General features: G+C 63.0%; 15 protein-coding genes. 3 read left to right on the top strand and 12 right to left on the bottom strand.

The window, feature by feature from the left end; all coding sequences use genetic code 11:
- The first annotated feature begins 70 nt into the window (after nt 1–70).
- The 3 genes from yedE to HMPREF1316_RS08510 are packed head-to-tail and all read left to right on the top strand — an operon-like array spanning nt 71 to nt 1,645.
- Nucleotides 71–1,186, top strand: a complete 1,116-nt coding sequence (gene yedE, locus HMPREF1316_RS08520) for a YedE family putative selenium transporter (protein WP_332248194.1) — start codon at nt 71–73, stop codon at nt 1,184–1,186.
- 4 nt (nt 1,187–1,190) lie between these two features.
- Nucleotides 1,191–1,397: a sulfurtransferase TusA family protein gene (locus HMPREF1316_RS08515; protein ID WP_021726603.1), complete on the top strand. Its 207-nt coding sequence runs from the start codon at nt 1,191–1,193 to the stop codon at nt 1,395–1,397.
- 5 nt (nt 1,398–1,402) lie between these two features.
- Nucleotides 1,403–1,645, top strand: coding sequence for a DUF3343 domain-containing protein (locus HMPREF1316_RS08510; protein WP_021726607.1), 243 nt, complete (start codon nt 1,403–1,405; stop codon nt 1,643–1,645).
- Nucleotides 1,646–1,785: 140 nt separating this feature from the next.
- Here HMPREF1316_RS08510 and grdD read toward each other — a convergent pair whose 3' ends face one another.
- The 12 genes from grdD to HMPREF1316_RS08445 form a co-directional block, all read right to left on the bottom strand.
- The gene (gene grdD / locus HMPREF1316_RS08505; protein WP_021726611.1) at nt 1,786–2,937 is read right to left on the bottom strand and encodes a glycine/sarcosine/betaine reductase complex component C subunit alpha; all 1,152 of its coding nucleotides are present in this window, start codon (nt 2,935–2,937) and stop codon (nt 1,786–1,788) included.
- An 8-nt stretch (nt 2,938–2,945) separates the two neighbouring features.
- Nucleotides 2,946–4,493: a glycine/sarcosine/betaine reductase complex component C subunit beta gene (gene grdC, locus HMPREF1316_RS08500; RefSeq protein ID WP_021726590.1), complete on the bottom strand. Its 1,548-nt coding sequence runs from the start codon at nt 4,491–4,493 to the stop codon at nt 2,946–2,948.
- 215 nt (nt 4,494–4,708) lie between these two features.
- Nucleotides 4,709–5,188 carry a glycine/sarcosine/betaine reductase complex selenoprotein A gene (gene grdA, locus HMPREF1316_RS08495; protein WP_084620917.1) on the bottom strand — a complete coding sequence of 160 codons (480 nt, stop codon included), beginning with the start codon at nt 5,186–5,188 and terminating at the stop codon, nt 4,709–4,711.
- 283 nt (nt 5,189–5,471) lie between these two features.
- Nucleotides 5,472–6,836, bottom strand: a complete 1,365-nt coding sequence (locus HMPREF1316_RS08490; protein ID WP_021726593.1) for an alanine/glycine:cation symporter family protein — start codon at nt 6,834–6,836, stop codon at nt 5,472–5,474.
- A 128-nt stretch (nt 6,837–6,964) separates the two neighbouring features.
- Nucleotides 6,965–8,278: a glycine reductase complex selenoprotein B gene (grdB, locus tag HMPREF1316_RS08480; protein WP_084620916.1), complete on the bottom strand. Its 1,314-nt coding sequence runs from the start codon at nt 8,276–8,278 to the stop codon at nt 6,965–6,967.
- 9 nt (nt 8,279–8,287) lie between these two features.
- Complete coding sequence (locus HMPREF1316_RS08475; protein WP_021726581.1) at nt 8,288–9,568, bottom strand: glycine/sarcosine/betaine reductase component B subunit; 1,281 nt, start codon at nt 9,566–9,568, stop codon at nt 8,288–8,290.
- Between the two features lie 105 nt (nt 9,569–9,673).
- Entirely contained in the window at nt 9,674–10,051 is a 378-nt protein-coding gene (locus HMPREF1316_RS08470; protein WP_021726569.1) for a GrdX family protein, read from the bottom strand.
- Nucleotides 10,052–10,285: 234 nt separating this feature from the next.
- Nucleotides 10,286–10,945: a V-type ATP synthase subunit D gene (locus HMPREF1316_RS08465; RefSeq protein ID WP_021726621.1), complete on the bottom strand. Its 660-nt coding sequence runs from the start codon at nt 10,943–10,945 to the stop codon at nt 10,286–10,288.
- A 74-nt stretch (nt 10,946–11,019) separates the two neighbouring features.
- A complete protein-coding gene (locus HMPREF1316_RS08460) occupies nt 11,020–12,393 on the bottom strand; it encodes a V-type ATP synthase subunit B (RefSeq protein WP_021726627.1) in 1,374 nt (457 codons plus the stop codon).
- A 2-nt stretch (nt 12,394–12,395) separates the two neighbouring features.
- Entirely contained in the window at nt 12,396–14,168 is a 1,773-nt protein-coding gene (locus HMPREF1316_RS08455) for a V-type ATP synthase subunit A (RefSeq protein ID WP_021726579.1), read from the bottom strand.
- Between the two features lie 18 nt (nt 14,169–14,186).
- Entirely contained in the window at nt 14,187–14,510 is a 324-nt protein-coding gene (locus tag HMPREF1316_RS08450; RefSeq protein ID WP_021726601.1) for a V-type ATP synthase subunit F, read from the bottom strand.
- Nucleotides 14,503–15,474 (bottom strand): V-type ATPase subunit, encoded by a 972-nt coding sequence (locus HMPREF1316_RS08445; protein WP_021726634.1) that lies wholly within the window; start codon nt 15,472–15,474, stop codon nt 14,503–14,505. Before HMPREF1316_RS08445 ends, HMPREF1316_RS08450 begins: the two co-directional genes overlap by 8 nt.
- Nucleotides 15,475–15,478 lie beyond the last annotated feature (4 nt).

Below are 15,478 nucleotides of genomic sequence, written 5' to 3'. Positions count from 1 at the left end.
CACTCACCGCCTGCGGACACGAAAAGTAATCATATCCATAATAAAGGTATAGAATTGATACAATGTTGAAATTCTTCGATCGAAGGAGGGAACGGTGGAAACGGCAAAGAGGGAGAGGTATGCGATCGTCGGCGCGGGCATCGTGATTGGCATCATCGCGGCGCTGCTCGTCCTGTTCGGGAACCCCCGCAACATGGGCTTCTGCATCGCCTGCTTCCTGCGCGACACGGCAGGTGCGGTGGGCCTGCACCAGGCTGCCGCCGTGCAGTACATCCGGCCCGAGATCATCGGCCTCATCCTGGGCAGCCTGGCCATGGCCTGCGCGCACAGGGAGTTCGCCCCGCGCGGCGGCTCCGCGCCCATCACGAGGTTCGCGCTTGGCTTCTTCGCCATGGTGGGCTGCCTGATGTTCCTTGGCTGCCCCTTCCGCATGATCCTGCGCCTCGCAGGTGGCGACCTCAACGCCATCCTCGGCCTCGTCGGCTTCGTCTGCGGCATCCTCTGTGGCGTGTTCTTCCTCAACAAGGGGTACTCGCTCGGACGCAGCCACAGGATGCCCCAGCTGGAGGGCGGTCTTCTGCCGATCGCCGTCATCGCCCTCCTCGTCCTGCTCGTGGTTGCCCCCGACTTCATCCACTTCACCGCGACCGGTGAGGGCCCGGGTGCCCTCCACGCCGCCATCGCCATCAGCCTCGTCGCCGGCCTCGTCGTGGGCGCGCTCGCGCAGCGTACGCGCCTGTGCATGGTGGGCGGCATCAGGGACCTCGTCCTCTTCCGCGAGACCAAGCTCATCCTCGGCTTCGTGGCCATCCTCGTGAGCGCCCTCGTGTGCAACCTCATCATCGGCGCTGCGACGGGAACGCCCCTCTTCAACCCCGGCTTTGCCGACCAGCCCGTCGCCCACACCGACGGTCTCTGGAACGCCCTCGGCATGTTCCTCGCCGGCTTCGCCTGCGTCCTGCTCGGCGGCTGCCCCCTGCGCCAGCTCGTCCTCTCCGGCGAGGGCAACACCGACAGCGCCACGGCGATCCTCGGCCTCTTCGTGGGCGCCGCCTTCGCGCACAACTTTGGCCTCGCCGCCAGCGGCAAGGGTCCCACCCCCAACGGCATGGTGGCGGTCATCATCGGAATCGTCGTCGTCGCGCTCATCAGCGTGGCGAACACCTACGGCAAAGCCAAGGAGTAGCCCCATGGATGTCATCGATGCACGCGGCCTGTCCTGCCCCGAGCCCGTCGTCCTCACGAGGAACGCCCTCAAGTCCTCCCCCGCCCAGCTCACCGTCCTGGTCGATGCCGTGGCGGCCAAGGAGAACGTGACACGCTTCGCCACGAGCCAGGGCTATGCGGTCGAGGCCACCGAGGAGGACGGCTCGACCACCCTCACCCTCACCAAGTAGCGCCCATGCGCTACGTCGCCCTCTTCTACTCCCACTTCGGGGCAATCCGCTTTCATGGCCTGTGCCAGAAGGCTGGGTGGTCGGCGAGGATGGGCCCCGTCCCTCGGGCGCTCAGCAGCAGCTGTGGCACCTGCGTGCGCTATGAGGGGGAGAGGCCCTGTCCCGTGCCCACCATGCCCGAGGAGGTGGAGGGCATCTTCGAGGAGGAAGAGGAGGGCTACCGCAAGGTCTTCGCCCGCGAGGACTAGCAAGGCCCAGCCCCCGCAAGGACCCACGAGCGCCGCTCCTGGAGGCATCCGAAAGCGGCGCCTCTGGTCACCAACGGACAGAGGGAGCCCCCGCCATCGAGTGATGACGGGGGCTCCAAGCGAACTGCGATACGGTGAGCCTAGCCCACGTAGCCCGCCTGCTTCAGCAGGTCATAGGCCTTGTCGTGGTTGGCCTCGGCCATCATGACCACCGGACCGGTGCAGCCCATGCCGCTCTCGGCATAGATGCCGTTCTTCCAGAGGACCTTGACGGCATCCTCGAGATCCATGACCTCGACGCCCAGGATGGAGGCGCCGCAGGGCTCCTTCTCGGGGGCCTTGACCTCCTCTTCCTCGGCCTTGGGCTTGGCGGCCTCGCGGCGCTTGGCAAGGATGTCGTTGAGGCCCGCCTTGTCAGCCGCCTCGAACTCCTTTGCCACCACGCTGAAGACCTTGTTGCGCACGAGCTGCGCGGCGAAGACCAGGGCGTTGGCGAGAACGGGGGCACCGGATGCACGCGAGACGATCATCACGAGCTTGTCGTAGCCGCGGCCGATGCCCGGGCCATAGCCATAGCCCGTGGACTCGAACGAGCCACCTGTCGTGAAGGCGGAGATCATCTTGTTGAGGACGTTGCCCGTGAGAGAGTCCGTCACCATGATGTCGGGGGTACCACGCAGGACGTCGTTGCCGCGCATCACGGCACCGCCGTCGGCGCGGGAGGACTCGGCGAAGGTGATGCCATAGCCCCCGTCCCGGAGCTCCTTGAGCGCCATCTCGGTCTGGCGGGCACCGTCCACGTTGAGGATGCCCACGGTGGGATCCTCGATGCCGGTCGCCTTGGCGGTCGCGATGCCGGCGATGGCGTTGAGGATCATGCCCTCGATGCGGTCGGCGCTCGAGGTGCCTGTGGTGTTGGCCACGAACATCTCCTTGCCGAAGCCCGGGGTCACGACACGGCCGACGGTGGACACGCCGATGGGGAACGGGTAGTGCATGGTGACGCCACCATCCACCTCGCCAGAGGCGAGCAGCTCGTCCATCTTCTCGTGGCCCTCGTCGTCGTTGGCCACGTGCACGGTGGTGACGCCCTCGTGCTCGAGGCTCCCGATGTAGTACACGTCCACGCCCTTGCCCGCGGCCTCGACGGCGGCGGCCATGGCGTTCTCTTCGCCGTGCTCGCTGCCCATGCCGGTCAGGGCGATCTTTGGCCTCTTGCCGAACTGGCCGCTCTCGAGGCCATTGGCCATCTCGAGGAAGGCCTCGGCGACCTGCTTCTCAAGCTTGCTCATCTGATCACCTACTCAGCATCGGAGGCGGCCATGAGCTGGGCGGCGAAGTCCTTCATGGCCTTCGCGACGAGCTGCTTGACCTCGTCCTCGGAGACGGCACCGCTCTCCTCGGCCTGGCCGTCGTTGGCACAGATCATGTAGGAGACGCCATCGAAGAGGTTGGTCAGACGACCGAGGAACAGCGAGCCCTTGCCGATGAGCATGAGGCGCTTCCAGTTGCCGGCCATGATCTCGTCGCGGGCGACGCCGATGGCGGGCACGCCGGAGGGGATGTGACCCTGCGTGGGGGCCCAGCCGATGAAGCCGTGATCGGTGGCAAAGTTGGGGATGTCCTTGCGCTCGAGCTGCTGCTTCTTGACGCCCAGGGCCGCGATCATCTTGTAGTTGGCCAGGGGCACGTCACCCGCGCCACCAGCCTTGGTGATGTCGGGGTTCTGCATCTCGGGCGCGTACTTGTCCACGTCCGTGACGGAGAGGCCGGCAGCATCCAGGGGGTCGTAGACCAGGGACTGCATGACGCTCTGGGGGGCGGAGCCGGTGCCCACGGTGTGGCGGCCGAGGTGCTCGAGGTCGATGTAGGGGCTCACGCCATCGTCCTGGGTGAGGACGACCGCAAAGCCACCGAGCATGTCCTCGAGGATGGGCAGGCCCTTCTCGACGTGTGCCTTGCCGTTCATGCCGAGCTTGGCGGTGCAGCCACCGGCGGAGACCATGACGGTCTTGTAGGCACCGGAGGCAACGAGGGCGGCAGCCTCGATCATGGCGTGGGTGGGACCAGCGCAGAAGCCACGGGCGTCGGAGCCGGTGGCATTGTTGAACTCGCAGATCTCGGCCGCGGCCTTGGCGAAGTTGCCACCGCCGCGCTGGTTCTCGTCGCCGCAGGCCTCCTCGCAGCAGTCGACGACGTACTCGACGTCATCCTTGGAGATGCCGGCGTTCTTGACGGCGGTGAGCATGGCGAGGACGTCGCTGGCCTTGGCGGCGAGGTTCTCGAGCATGTACTCGGCGGAGAGGTTGTTGTCGATGTCGTGGGCGCGCTTCACGACGCCGACGAGCGTGTCGTCGATGTAGAGGCCCTCGCCCTCGCCGTTGTCCACGACCTCCTGGACCTTGGTGAGCTCGACGCCCTCCTTGACGCGCTTCATGACGCCCTCGTCGATGACCTGGTTGGCAGCGAGCTCGTCCTTGTGGGCGGCAACGAAGTCGCGGTCGAGCTCGACGAGGTCGAACACGTCCACGGCCTGCATGAGGAGGTAGAACTCGGCTTCGGGCATCATCTGGCCGTACTTGCCGTAGCGGTCCGTGACGTCGCAGCGCTTGTCATAGTAGGGGAACTCGACGCCTTCGAGCTCCTTGGGGTTCTTGTTGCCGATGTAGACCTGATTGGGCCAGTAACTCAGATTGTCCTCGAAGGATCGCAGGTGGCTGGGTAGCTCCTTGAGATACTCACCCTCCGGGTTGACCACACGCTCGGTCGTCTGCGTGGTGCCGTTGTGGACAACCATGCCCGGCGTGTGAGCCAGGATATAGCTCACTCCCTTGATGACGCTCTTCATCTACTCCTCCGCTCCCCTCTCCCGCTGTGGGCCCCATGCCCGCACGCGAGACTCAGGACTTGACTTCCAATGCGAACAGAACCGTCGTGCCAAACGTGTAAAGGCCCCCGCGTCGTGCGAGCCCTGGGGAGCCTGAAACACCTAATACGAGGGGGCGGCGGCACGCACCGCCACCCCCCTCAGACCTCGGATGACAAGCACACGCCCATCCCTGCTTAATCCAGAGGATACTTGCAGAACTCAGAGCGAATGTCGGTCATCTCGCTGACGATATCGTCAACATCGAGGACCATCTCCATCATGGAGACCTGTTCGTCGTAGACATCGGCGTCAAACCATGCCTTGACGTTCGGCTCAACCACGTGGTAGCAAGCGAGTCCCAACTGGACTCCCGTCAATGGACCTGCGAACGTGGGGTCGCCATTCTCAACCGTCTCTGCGGCGAGTCCGGCAGCTTCGCCATCTGCGGCACCAACGAGAACGACAACGTTCTCGGGACCGTACTTCTCTGCGAACTCCTTGACCCTCTTCTGGTTCTCAAGATCCATTGCGCCAGCGGAAGTTCAAACGAAGCACTCCGTCGAGGAAAACACAATCTCGCCACCAGCGGTCTCGGCGCAGGCAGAAATTGCCTCGCCGGGAACGCCATCGCGATCGCCAATGACAACGACCTTCTTACCATCGAGTTTGCCCATCTTTTCCTCCTCTCATAGACTAAGCCTGCTGTTAACTATGCCTAAGCCAGCCCAGGCAGACCGGCTAGAGCCCAAACTGAGCGGAGAACCTGCCCATCTTGGACACAAATCGCAGTCCTCTGGCACATGTGTCCGTCCCGTTGTCTCATGCGCCCCATGCACCAAAAAACCTGCGAAAACTCCCCCTCCTCTGCTTTGCGCACATTCTATCCCAAAAAATACCTATCGCGATTATAAAACCTTTTGCCACCGGCTCAAGAAACATGATTGGCGGCGAACGGTACTACGGCTTTGCGTCCCTGTCGTGGGCGATCTTCGTCACGATTCCCGAAAGCGCAAGCAGGGCCAGGAGGTTGGGGAAGACCATGAGGCCATTGAAGAGGTCCGCGAGGTTCCACACCAGCTCAACCTTGAGCAGCGAGCCCACAAAGATGAGGACGGTGACGATGGCGGCATAGATCTTGACCATCTTGTTACCAAACAGCCACCTGATGTTCTGCTCGCCGAAGAAGTACCAGCCGATGATCGTCGAGAAGGCAAAGAAGAAGAGGCACACCGCAATGAAGATGTTGCCAAAGCTCCCGAAGGTGTTGTCGAAGGCGCCCTGCGCCACGGCGACGCCAGTCACGCCGCTTGCGATCATGGAGTCGAGTACGCCGGACGACAGGATGACAAGCGCCGTGAGGGTAAGGACCACGAAGGTGTCGATGAACACGCCGACCATGGCGACCTCGCCCTGGTCTTGTGGCCTGTCAACCTTTGCGATGGCGTGCGAGTGAGGGGTGGAGCCCATGCCGGCCTCGTTGGAGAAGAGGCCGCGTGCGACGCCGTAGCGGATGGCCTGGCGAACCGTGATGCCCGCAACGGCACCGCCGGCGGCCTGGGGGTCAAAGGCACAGACGAATATGGAACCAAAGGCACCGGGCAGGGCCTGCCAGTTGAGGGCCAGGACCACGACGCAACCCAGAATGTAGAGTCCCGCCATGAGGGGGACTGCCTTCTCGGTGAACGACGCGATGCGGCCGATGCCGCCGACGAAGATGAACGCGGCGATGGCGGCCACGATGACGCCCACGATCCACGTGGGGACGTCGAGCGCGGAGTTGAACGCCGCGCTGATGGAGTTGGACTGAACCATGTTGCCCATGAAGCCAAGAGCAAGGATGATGGCCACCGCAAAGAACGTCGCAAGGAACTTTCCGAACCCGCCCTTGAAGGCCTTCTCTATGTAATAGACCGGTCCGCCGATGACGCTTCCGCTGGCATCGCGCGTCTTGGTCCTTTGTGCGAGGACCGCCTCACCAAAGATCGTCGCCATGCCAAAGAACGCGGCAATCCACATCCAGAAGATGGCGCCTGGGCCGCCGGAGACGAGCGCCGTGGCGCATCCCGCTATGTTGCCAGTCCCCACCTGGGCGGCAATGGCCGTCGCAAGCGCCTGGAACGAGCTCATGCCCTCGCTTCCCGCCTTCTCGCCGTGGAGGTTGAGGTCGCCAAACGCCCTCTTCATGGAGGCCCCAAAGCGCCGCACCTGGACGAACCTGGTGCGGATGGAGTAGAAGACGCCCGTTCCGACAAGTAGCCAGAGCAGAAGGCCGTTCCAGATCACATCGGAAATCTGAAGCACCGTGCTGTTAAGTGCATCCATGTGGGTTCCTTCCTAGGTCTGTGCCTCCCATGCCAGGACATGGCTGAGCTTTGGGGGCACGCGTCAGGGTCAGCCCAGAGCTTGCGGGCGGTGCACCAGGCTGTCCGATGCGCCGCCCGTAGGCCCTGTTAGTCCTCGAAGATCGTCTGCTTGTCGATGGGGGTCCCAAGCGCCCCCAGGGCCTTCTCGACGAGCTCGCGACGGAGCTTCTTCTCGTCGTCGGCATCCAGGGAGGGGTCGCCCAAAGGATGGGGAATCGCAATCGTCGGAACGATGCGATTTGCCCCAACCGTCATCGAGATTGGCGTGACCGTGCACATATGAGCCACGGGGAAGCCCGCACGCTCGATTTCCTTGACCATCGTTGCGCCGCAACGAGTGCAGGTGCCTCAAGTGCTGGTGAGTATGACGGCCTGGACACCGTCCTCCTTGAGCCTCTGGGCTATCTCCCCACCAAACTTCTTTGCGGATGCGACGGCGGTGCCGTTACCGACCGTAGTGTAGAACTTGTTGTGAAGAGAGCCGATGACCCCCTCGCGCTCGAGGTCGCGCATGACGTCGACAGGCAAGACGCGGTCGGCGTCCTCGTTGGCGCAGACCGGATCGTATCCGCCGTGGGCGGTCTCGTAGGCATCGGACGTGAGGTCCATGACACCCGTGATGTCGTATTCACCAAAGTGGGAGGCGTTTGAGCTCTCGATGTGGTCGGGGTTGCCCTTGGGCACGATGCCACCCGAGGTCACGAGGGCCACCTTTGTGTGCGAGAGGTCCGTGACGGGAGAGACAGGATTCACCCTGTCAAAGGAGGGCATGGGATACTCCGTGACGAACGGACGCCCGTCCAGCTTCTTGATGAGCATGTCGACAGCGCGCCTTGCGCCACGCTCCCTCTCGAAGAAGTTGACGCGTTGCCCGCGGGGGATGTAGCCCTCCTCCACCGAGGCGCCGATCCTCTCGTGACGGGCAAGCTTGAGCGCGAGCGGCGCCATGACCTTGACGGCGCCACGCATGCCGGCGGCACTATTCTTGGTAGAGACGATGTAGATCTTGTCGCGGAACATGTCGACGCCAGGGTTCTCCACGTAGAGGCCCGTGAGCGTGGGGATGCCCAGCCGCTCTTCGACGGCGGCGCAGGCCGTGGCGCAGGCTACGCCGTAGCGTCCGGCATTGAAGCCGGGACCAGCCAGAAACAGGTCGGGCTTGGCCTTTCTGACGATCTCCACGACCTCGGACGTCGCCTTGTCGATGTTCTCGCCGAAGTAGCTGTCGCCACATACGATGGTGCCGACGATCTGGGCCTCGTTACCCCATGCCTGCATGAACGCCAGTCCCGGACCCACGTACTTGCCATCGCGGTATTCCAGGGGGTAGTCAGCCTTCTCCTCACCGCCAATCTGGGCAAAGAACTGGTTGATGTAGTGAACTATCCTCAACTTTGCCATGCCTACCTCCTATCGGGCGCTCAGGTAGCCGAAGCCCGTCTCGTTGGTTGCGCCGGTGATGACCTGTAGTTCGACCTCAAGGCTCCCATCCTCGCGCAGCGTGCTCTCCGAGGCGCCGGCGATCTTGTTGATGTAAGCGAGGGTCCCGATGACCTTGTCCATCTTTGGCAGGACGATCACCTCGTTGGCGTTTCCGCCCGTCACCACAGCGTCAGCCGCCGGGTCGGCGTCGGCAAGGGACTGTGACTTGCCGTCGCGGCCTGCGTACTCGTCGGTGATGATGACGGTCTTGATGCCCTCGGCCTCGATCTTCTTGCAGTTCATGATGAGGTCGGTGTCGGGATTGCCGAAACCCTCCTGCGAGATGACCACACCATCCAGGCCCAGCATGTGGCACAGTTTGGCGGTCTGGTTGGACGAGCGCTCCTTGTCGGCAAGGTAGACGTTCTCGTTCGTGACGATCTGGCACACGAAGTTGATGGTCTTGCCGTGCTGCTTGTAAAGCTCCTCCACGACGCCGTTGTTCTCGTGGACATAGGTGGGGTTCTTGTCGCACGCGCTCACGCAGTTGCCCGAGACGATGGCACCATCCATGACCTCGGTGGGATACAGCATGGTGGGAAGGACCTTCTTGGCGTCCACCCCATAGACATAGGTGTCGTGGAGGAGACCCTGGCTCTGGAGCATCTGGACGTAGCCGACGCGTGGGAGATCCGGGTAGGCCTTCATGCCCTCCACGATGTCGGGCGTCTCGTAGGTCTCGGTCTCGTCGGGCGTGAGCTCGCGCGCAAGCTCACCGATGAAGGTGGCCACCCTGAGGCCGGCAAAGCGCACTGCCTGCTCGTACTCGTGCCGCTCGATGTTCTTGACCGGCTGGCAGACCATGACCAGGTTGAACGTCTTGGAGAACGGTGTGTAGTCGGCACCAGGGCCGCTCATGTCGATGACGCCCTCCTGGAATCCTACGATGGGGCCTGCCGTCACGACCGCCATGCCCTTGAGGGCGTAGGTCTTGCCACTTCCCACGGTGTCGACCTTTGCGATGACCCCAGGGAAGATACCACCGGAACCTTCGACCTTGACGCGAGGCTCGATGACGTCCTTTACGGGAGTGACGCGCACGGACTCGCCGGGCTTTGCTATGTCGAACTCGACGGCCTCAAGGTGCTCGTCCGAAAGCACGATAGGCGTAAGCTCATCCTTCGAGACGTACAGCACACCCGCGTCAATCCTTGACTTGTCTGCGAAGACCACGTCTTCGACGTGTATCCTTCCCAACTCTAACTTCACTCTGACTACCTCCTCCTTTATGGGAGCCTATGGGCACATGCGAAAAAAGGTGGGCCGGTTGGCTCGTGGCCGCGCGAGCGGGTGGGATGGCCAGGCGCACGCTTCCTACATGGCATCGGCCGACTCGATTCCGCTTCTGATGAGCGCAAGGTCAACAACCTGGAAATCCCTGCTCACGCCCTCCTTGTAGAGTGGCGTCTTGTTCTGGAACTTGCGCGTCGCGGCTATGGCCGACTCGATCAGCTTGAGCGAGTCCACATCCACCGGGCCATGCACCGGTTGGACAAGGATGGAGCGATACGGGGTCTCTCCGGACTGAACGCCTCCCGCCTGGGGATGGCTCAGGATCCTTGAGCCCTCGTGCACCATGCTACGTACCCGCTCAAGCAGCTCGAGGTAGGTCTGCTCAGCAAAGTCAACCGTATGGTCTCCCGAAAGCTCCAACAAGACCAGTGGATTGTTCGTGACCACGACATATCCCATCTGCCTGCAGTGCGCTCCTTGGATATTAGAAATCTTCACTGTCATTAGAATAGAAAATGTATAGAAACATTTCTAATCGATTGCCACCATATTTCCATTTGAGTCGACGAGCGGTAGCGCCGCATAGCCGAGTGGGCGCGCAAACCCCCGCCAAAGCGGGGGCCACACGACAGGGCACGAAGTCGGGCACGGTGGCAGGCCTTGCACATCTCACGCCGTCACGAAGCCGACCCGTCAGGCAACGTGCTTGTCGCCGCGTGCATCCTTGATCACCATGTCCTTGACCTTCATGAGGCGCACCTGGGTGCTGCGCTCGCTCTCATCGAGGTGCATGCCGATCGTGCGAATGTTCTTTTGCGCCTCTGGGATGATGACGTGCTCCAAGGCGTTCACGCGACGGCGCGTCTTCTCGATCTCGGCAGCCATGAGCTGGCACGACTTCTCCACCTCGGCGAGCTTGAGCAGGTCGGGCAGGATCTCTGCGAGCATGCGCACCGAGCCGTCAAGGTCGCTCGAGGTGAACGCATAACCGTACGAGTAGATGTCATTCTCGTCCGAGGTCCTCGTCTGCACCGAGAACACCGGCACGTTCACACTCATGATGTTGCGTGTGCTCGACGTGAGATAGACCTCCTGTCTAGGGGCCATCAAGGCCTCCTTGAGGACCTCCTCCGACATGGTGCACTTGGCCAAGGCGAGATTGCGGTTGGCATCGGCGATCTTGTCCTCCACCCTCCGCCGCAGCTCCATGTTCACACGCACCAGATCGAGGAATTCGCGCATCAGCTCGTCACGCTTGTCCTTGAGCAGACGATGGCCCTTGACGGCCGTCGCCAGTCGCCCCTTCTGGCGCGAGAGCTCCATGCGCGTCTGGTTGACCTGTGCTCCGGGCATCCTCCACCTCCTTCATGCCTCGTGAGACTCCCGGTACCGCCCCTCGGTGGTCGGTACGCGAGGGCCTAGTCCTTCTAGTCCTTCTCGTAGTACTCGTCGAGCATGGCATCGGGAATGCGCTTGAGCTCGGAGCGAGGAAGTATGCGCAGGAGATCCCAGCCGAGGTCGAGGGTCTCCTGGATGCCGCGATCCGTCTCGTTGCCCTGCGAGACGTAGCGCGCCTCGAACTCCTCGGAGAACTTGGCATAGATGAGGTCGATGTCGGTCAGGGCGGCCTCACCCAGGATTACCATGAGCTCCTTGGCCTCCTTGCCGCGCGCATAGGCGGCGAAGAGCTGGTTCATGGTCGCAGCATGATCGGCACGGGTCTTCCCCCCGCCGATGCCCTTGTCCTTCAGGCGCGAGAGCGAGGGCAGGACGTCGATGGGCGGCGTCACGCCCGAGCGGTAGAGCTCGCGGCTCAGGATGATCTGACCCTCGGTGATATAGCCCGTCAGATCGGGAATCGGGTGCGTCTTGTCATCCTCGGGCATGGACAGGATGGGGATCATCGTGATTGACCCCCTCTTGCCATGCTGACGTCCCGCCCGCTCATACATCTGCGCAAGGTCAGTGTACATATAGCCGGGATAGCCACGCCTTCCCGGAACCTCCTTGCGCGCCGCGGAGATCTCACGCAGGGCGTCGGCATAGTTCGTGATGTCGGTCATGATGACCAAGACGTGCATGTCCTTCTCGAACGCAAGGTACTCCGCGGCCGTCAGGGCCATGCGCGGCGTGGAGATGCGCTCGACCGCGGGGTCGTTGGCAAGGTTCACGAACAGGACCGTGCGATCGATGGCGCCCGTCTCCTTGAAGGACTCCTCGAAGTAGTGTGCCTCCTCGTAGGTGATGCCCATGGCGGCAAAGACGACGGCGAATTCCTCTTCGGTGCCAAGTACCTTGGCCTGTCGCGCGATCTGTGCGGCAAGCTGCGCATGGGGCAGACCCGAGGCCGAGAAGATCGGCAGCTTCTGGCCACGGACCAGCGTGTTCAAGCCATCGATGGCAGAGATGCCCGTCTGGATGAACTCGGAGGGATACGAGCGCGCATAGGGGTTCATGGGTCGACCATTGATATCCATGCGTGTCTCCGGAAGGATCTCCGGACCCCCGTCGATGACCCCGCCCACGCCATCGAAGACGCGTCCGAGCATGTCGCCGGAGACGCCCAACTCCATTGCCCTGCCCAGGAAGTGCACCTTGCTGTCGGAGAGGTTGATGCCCGTAGAAGACTCGAAGAGCTGCACGAGAACGTTCGTGCCATCGACCTCAAGGACCTTGCAACGGCGCGTCTGGCCGTCGGCGAGCGTGATCTCGCCCAGCTCGTTGTAGGTGACGCCCTCGACGCCGCTCACCAGGACGAGTGGGCCGGCAACCTCTTGGATGGTGCGATACTCCGTGGCCATGGCTAATCCTCCTGCTCGTTGGCGATGCTCTGAATCTCCGTGGAGAGGGCATCCCTGACGGCCTCGAACTCCGGCTCGCAATCCTTCTCGGGCGTGTACTTGTAGCGCCCGATGCGTTCGCGCACATCCATGTGCACCAGCCGCTCGATGTCCATGCCACCCTCAAGGGCACGAACGCCCTCCTCGTAGAATGCCAGGACCAGCTTCATCATGTAGTACTGCTTCGGAAGCGAGGTGTAGGTGTCGACCTCGTCAAAGGAGTTCTGGTGCAGGAAGTCCTCGCGCGTGCTGCGGGCGGCCTCCATCTTGAGGCGGTCCTGGGGTGACAGGGCATCCATGCCCACCATCTTGACGATCTCGTTGAGGGAGGACTCGTCCTGCAGCAGGCTCATGAGCCTCTGCCGGATGTCCATCCAGTCCTCCGCGATGTTCTTCGAGAACCAGGGTCCGATGTTGTCAAGGTAGAGGCTGTAGCTGCTCAGCCAGTTGATGGCCGGAAAGTGGCGCTGATAGGCAAGCTCGCTGTCGAGGCACCAGAACACCTTGACGATGCGCAGGGTGGCCTGGGAGACGGGTTCGGAGATGTCACCGCCCGGGGGCGAGACGGCGCCGATGATAGAGAGCTGCCCCTCACGTCCCTCGGAACCGAGCGAGATGACACGGCCGGCGCGCTCATAGAACTGTGCCAGGCGACTGCCCAGGTAGGCGGGATAGCCTTCCTCGCCTGGCATCTCCTCGAGGCGGCCACTCATCTCGCGCAGGGCCTCGGCCCAACGCGAGGTGGAGTCGGCCATGAGGGCAACGGAGTAGCCCATGTCACGAAAGTACTCGGCGATGGTGACGCCCGTGTAGACGCTCGCCTCGCGCGCCGCCACGGGCATGTCCGAGGTGTTGGCGATGAGCACGGTGCGCTCCATGAGCGACTCGCCCGTCTTGGGATCCTTGAGCTCGGGAAACTCGTTGAGGACGTCCGTCATCTCGTTGCCGCGCTCCCCGCAGCCGATGTAGACGACGATGTCCGCCTCGGCCCACTTTGCCAGCTGGTGCTGGATGACCGTCTTGCCCGACCCGAAGGGGCCGGGAACCGCGGCCACGCCGCCCTTGGCGATGGGAAAGAACGCGTCAATGACGCGCTGGCCGGTAATGAGGGGCATGTTCGGCGGGAGCTTCGTGGCGTAGGGCCTCCCCTGCCTCACAGGCCAGTGTTGGGCCATCGTCAGGCCCTCCTGCACGCCATCGCGCGAAAGGGTGCAAACGACGTCACGCACGGTGAACGATCCAGCCTGGATCTCGGTAACCGTGCCCCGCCTTCCAGTAGGGACCATTATCTTATGAGAGACCACCTTGGTCTCCTGGACGGTGCCGATGACGTCGCCCTCCTGAACCTCATCGCCCACCTTGGCGGTGGGCACGAACTCCCAGAGCCTCTCCTCGTCGATGGCCGGCACGCTCACGCCACGTCCCAGGAGGTTGCTGCCGGTGGTCTCCATGAGCTTGTCCAAGGGGCGCTGGATGCCGTCGTAGATGGAGCCGATGAGCCCGGGACCGAGCTCGACGGAGAGTGGGCGCTCCGTCGAGACGACGGGCTCGCCGGGACCCAGCCCCTGCGTCTCCTCATACACCTGGATGGACGCCTCGTCGCCGTGCATCTCGATGACCTCGCCGATGAGCTTCTCCTCGCTCACGCGCACGACATCGAACATGTTCGCGTCGCGCATGCCCGACGCGACGACGAGGGGGCCCGCAACCTTCTTGATTACACCCGTGCTACTCATAGGGTGGCCGCCTTCCTCTTACTTGCTGCCAAACAGAATGTCACTGCCAACCGACTGCTCGACGCTGTGCCGAACGGCCTCGACGCCGCTGCCGGTATTGTTCTTGATGCCAGGAATGGACACGATTGCCGGGAGCGGCCGCTCCCGATAGGCCGCGATCGTCGAAGACAGCACCTGTGCCAGTTCCTCGGTCACATAGATGATGCCGTAGCCAGCCTCCACGAGGCCCTCGAGCTTCGATGAGGCGTCAGGGTCGTCCGGAGAGACGGGAATGACCTCCAGCCCAAGGGCGCCGAAGCCATAGATGCTGTCGTAGTCACCCAGCACGGCAATCCTATCCATTCGCTATGCACATCCTCTCGAGAACCGCGTCATCCCCAAAGCCATTCGCCTTCGCCGTCAACAGGATGCGCACGTTGCGAATCTCCGCATGTCTCCTCAGGACGAACGCGAGGATGGGACCGGGCGACATGATGTTGGAGCCTTGCCCTTTCAGCACGTCCAGGAGGCGCGACTCGCACCACTGCTCGAACGAGGCCGAGGATTTCCTGATGGCCGATGCGGCGGCGTCAAGATCGGAATCGTCGAGATAGTCCAACAGCTCCTGCTCCCCTGCCAGGGCATGGCGGATGAGGGCGCTCGTGTCCATGCCCTCGACGGGACAGGTCGCCTCCTCGAGGAAGCGCCGCCCCTTGCCGGTGCGTGCCCCCCTCAGGACGATCTTGAGGTCTGCGTTCTGCACAAACATCCGCACATATGAGACGAGCAGATCGCTTCCCGAGGAGGCCGCGGCGGCAGCCATCGCCTGGAGGCAGGCCTTGTCCAGGATGACGTCACACCACTGGGCGTCCGATGACGCAGCCATGACATCCAGGGCCCGGCGCGCAGCGCGCGCCATGTCATCCGGCAGCAGCGAGAACTCCTGCGCGGAGATCGCATGCGTGAGCTCGCCCCTCCCAAACCCGTCGAGGGAATAGTAGGCCTCCGGGACGACGGTGCCAAACGAGAGCTCCTTGATGGCAACCTTGAGGTTGTGGTAGCGCTCGGGCAGGTCGAGGACCTCCAGAAGGCGCTGGTCGAGACCGAGGTCTTGTATAGAGGCGTCCACCTTGGCCTCCTCGGTCCTCAGCATGTGGGCGCCATCGGCATCCTGTGAGCCGTCCCCCCAGCCGCGGCCCCTCAGGAACGAGAGCACCGCGCTCGTGTCCTTGAGTGCCACCAGCTGCCGGATGTCCTCCGGAGACAGCAGCCCCTTCTCCAGGACGCGAATCCTGGCGACCGCGAATATGTAGTCAGAGTCCCTCATGGCC

The organism is Olsenella profusa F0195 (genome assembly GCF_000468755.1).
In the GTDB taxonomy this organism is placed as follows: Bacteria; Actinomycetota; Coriobacteriia; order Coriobacteriales; family Atopobiaceae; genus Olsenella_F; species Olsenella_F profusa.
This window is presented reverse-complemented; position numbering and strand designations above follow the sequence as displayed.

What these genes read in the sequence shown, in the direction of transcription:
- grdC (WP_021726590.1), bottom strand. Translation starts at nt 4,493, where the DNA reads ATGAAGAGCGTCATCAAGGGAGTGAGCTATATCCTGGCTCACACGCCG.
- HMPREF1316_RS08510 (WP_021726607.1), top strand. Translation starts at nt 1,403, where the DNA reads ATGCGCTACGTCGCCCTCTTCTACTCCCACTTCGGGGCAATCCGCTTT.
- HMPREF1316_RS08465 (WP_021726621.1), bottom strand. Translation starts at nt 10,945, where the DNA reads ATGCCCGGAGCACAGGTCAACCAGACGCGCATGGAGCTCTCGCGCCAG.
- HMPREF1316_RS08460 (WP_021726627.1), bottom strand. Translation starts at nt 12,393, where the DNA reads ATGGCCACGGAGTATCGCACCATCCAAGAGGTTGCCGGCCCACTCGTC.
- HMPREF1316_RS08515 (WP_021726603.1), top strand. Translation starts at nt 1,191, where the DNA reads ATGGATGTCATCGATGCACGCGGCCTGTCCTGCCCCGAGCCCGTCGTC.
- HMPREF1316_RS08490 (WP_021726593.1), bottom strand. Translation starts at nt 6,836, where the DNA reads ATGGATGCACTTAACAGCACGGTGCTTCAGATTTCCGATGTGATCTGG.
- HMPREF1316_RS08445 (WP_021726634.1), bottom strand. Translation starts at nt 15,474, where the DNA reads ATGAGGGACTCTGACTACATATTCGCGGTCGCCAGGATTCGCGTCCTG.
- HMPREF1316_RS08455 (WP_021726579.1), bottom strand. Translation starts at nt 14,168, where the DNA reads ATGAGTAGCACGGGTGTAATCAAGAAGGTTGCGGGCCCCCTCGTCGTC.
- grdD (WP_021726611.1), bottom strand. Translation starts at nt 2,937, where the DNA reads ATGAGCAAGCTTGAGAAGCAGGTCGCCGAGGCCTTCCTCGAGATGGCC.
- HMPREF1316_RS08450 (WP_021726601.1), bottom strand. Translation starts at nt 14,510, where the DNA reads ATGGATAGGATTGCCGTGCTGGGTGACTACGACAGCATCTATGGCTTC.
- HMPREF1316_RS08470 (WP_021726569.1), bottom strand. Translation starts at nt 10,051, where the DNA reads ATGGGATATGTCGTGGTCACGAACAATCCACTGGTCTTGTTGGAGCTT.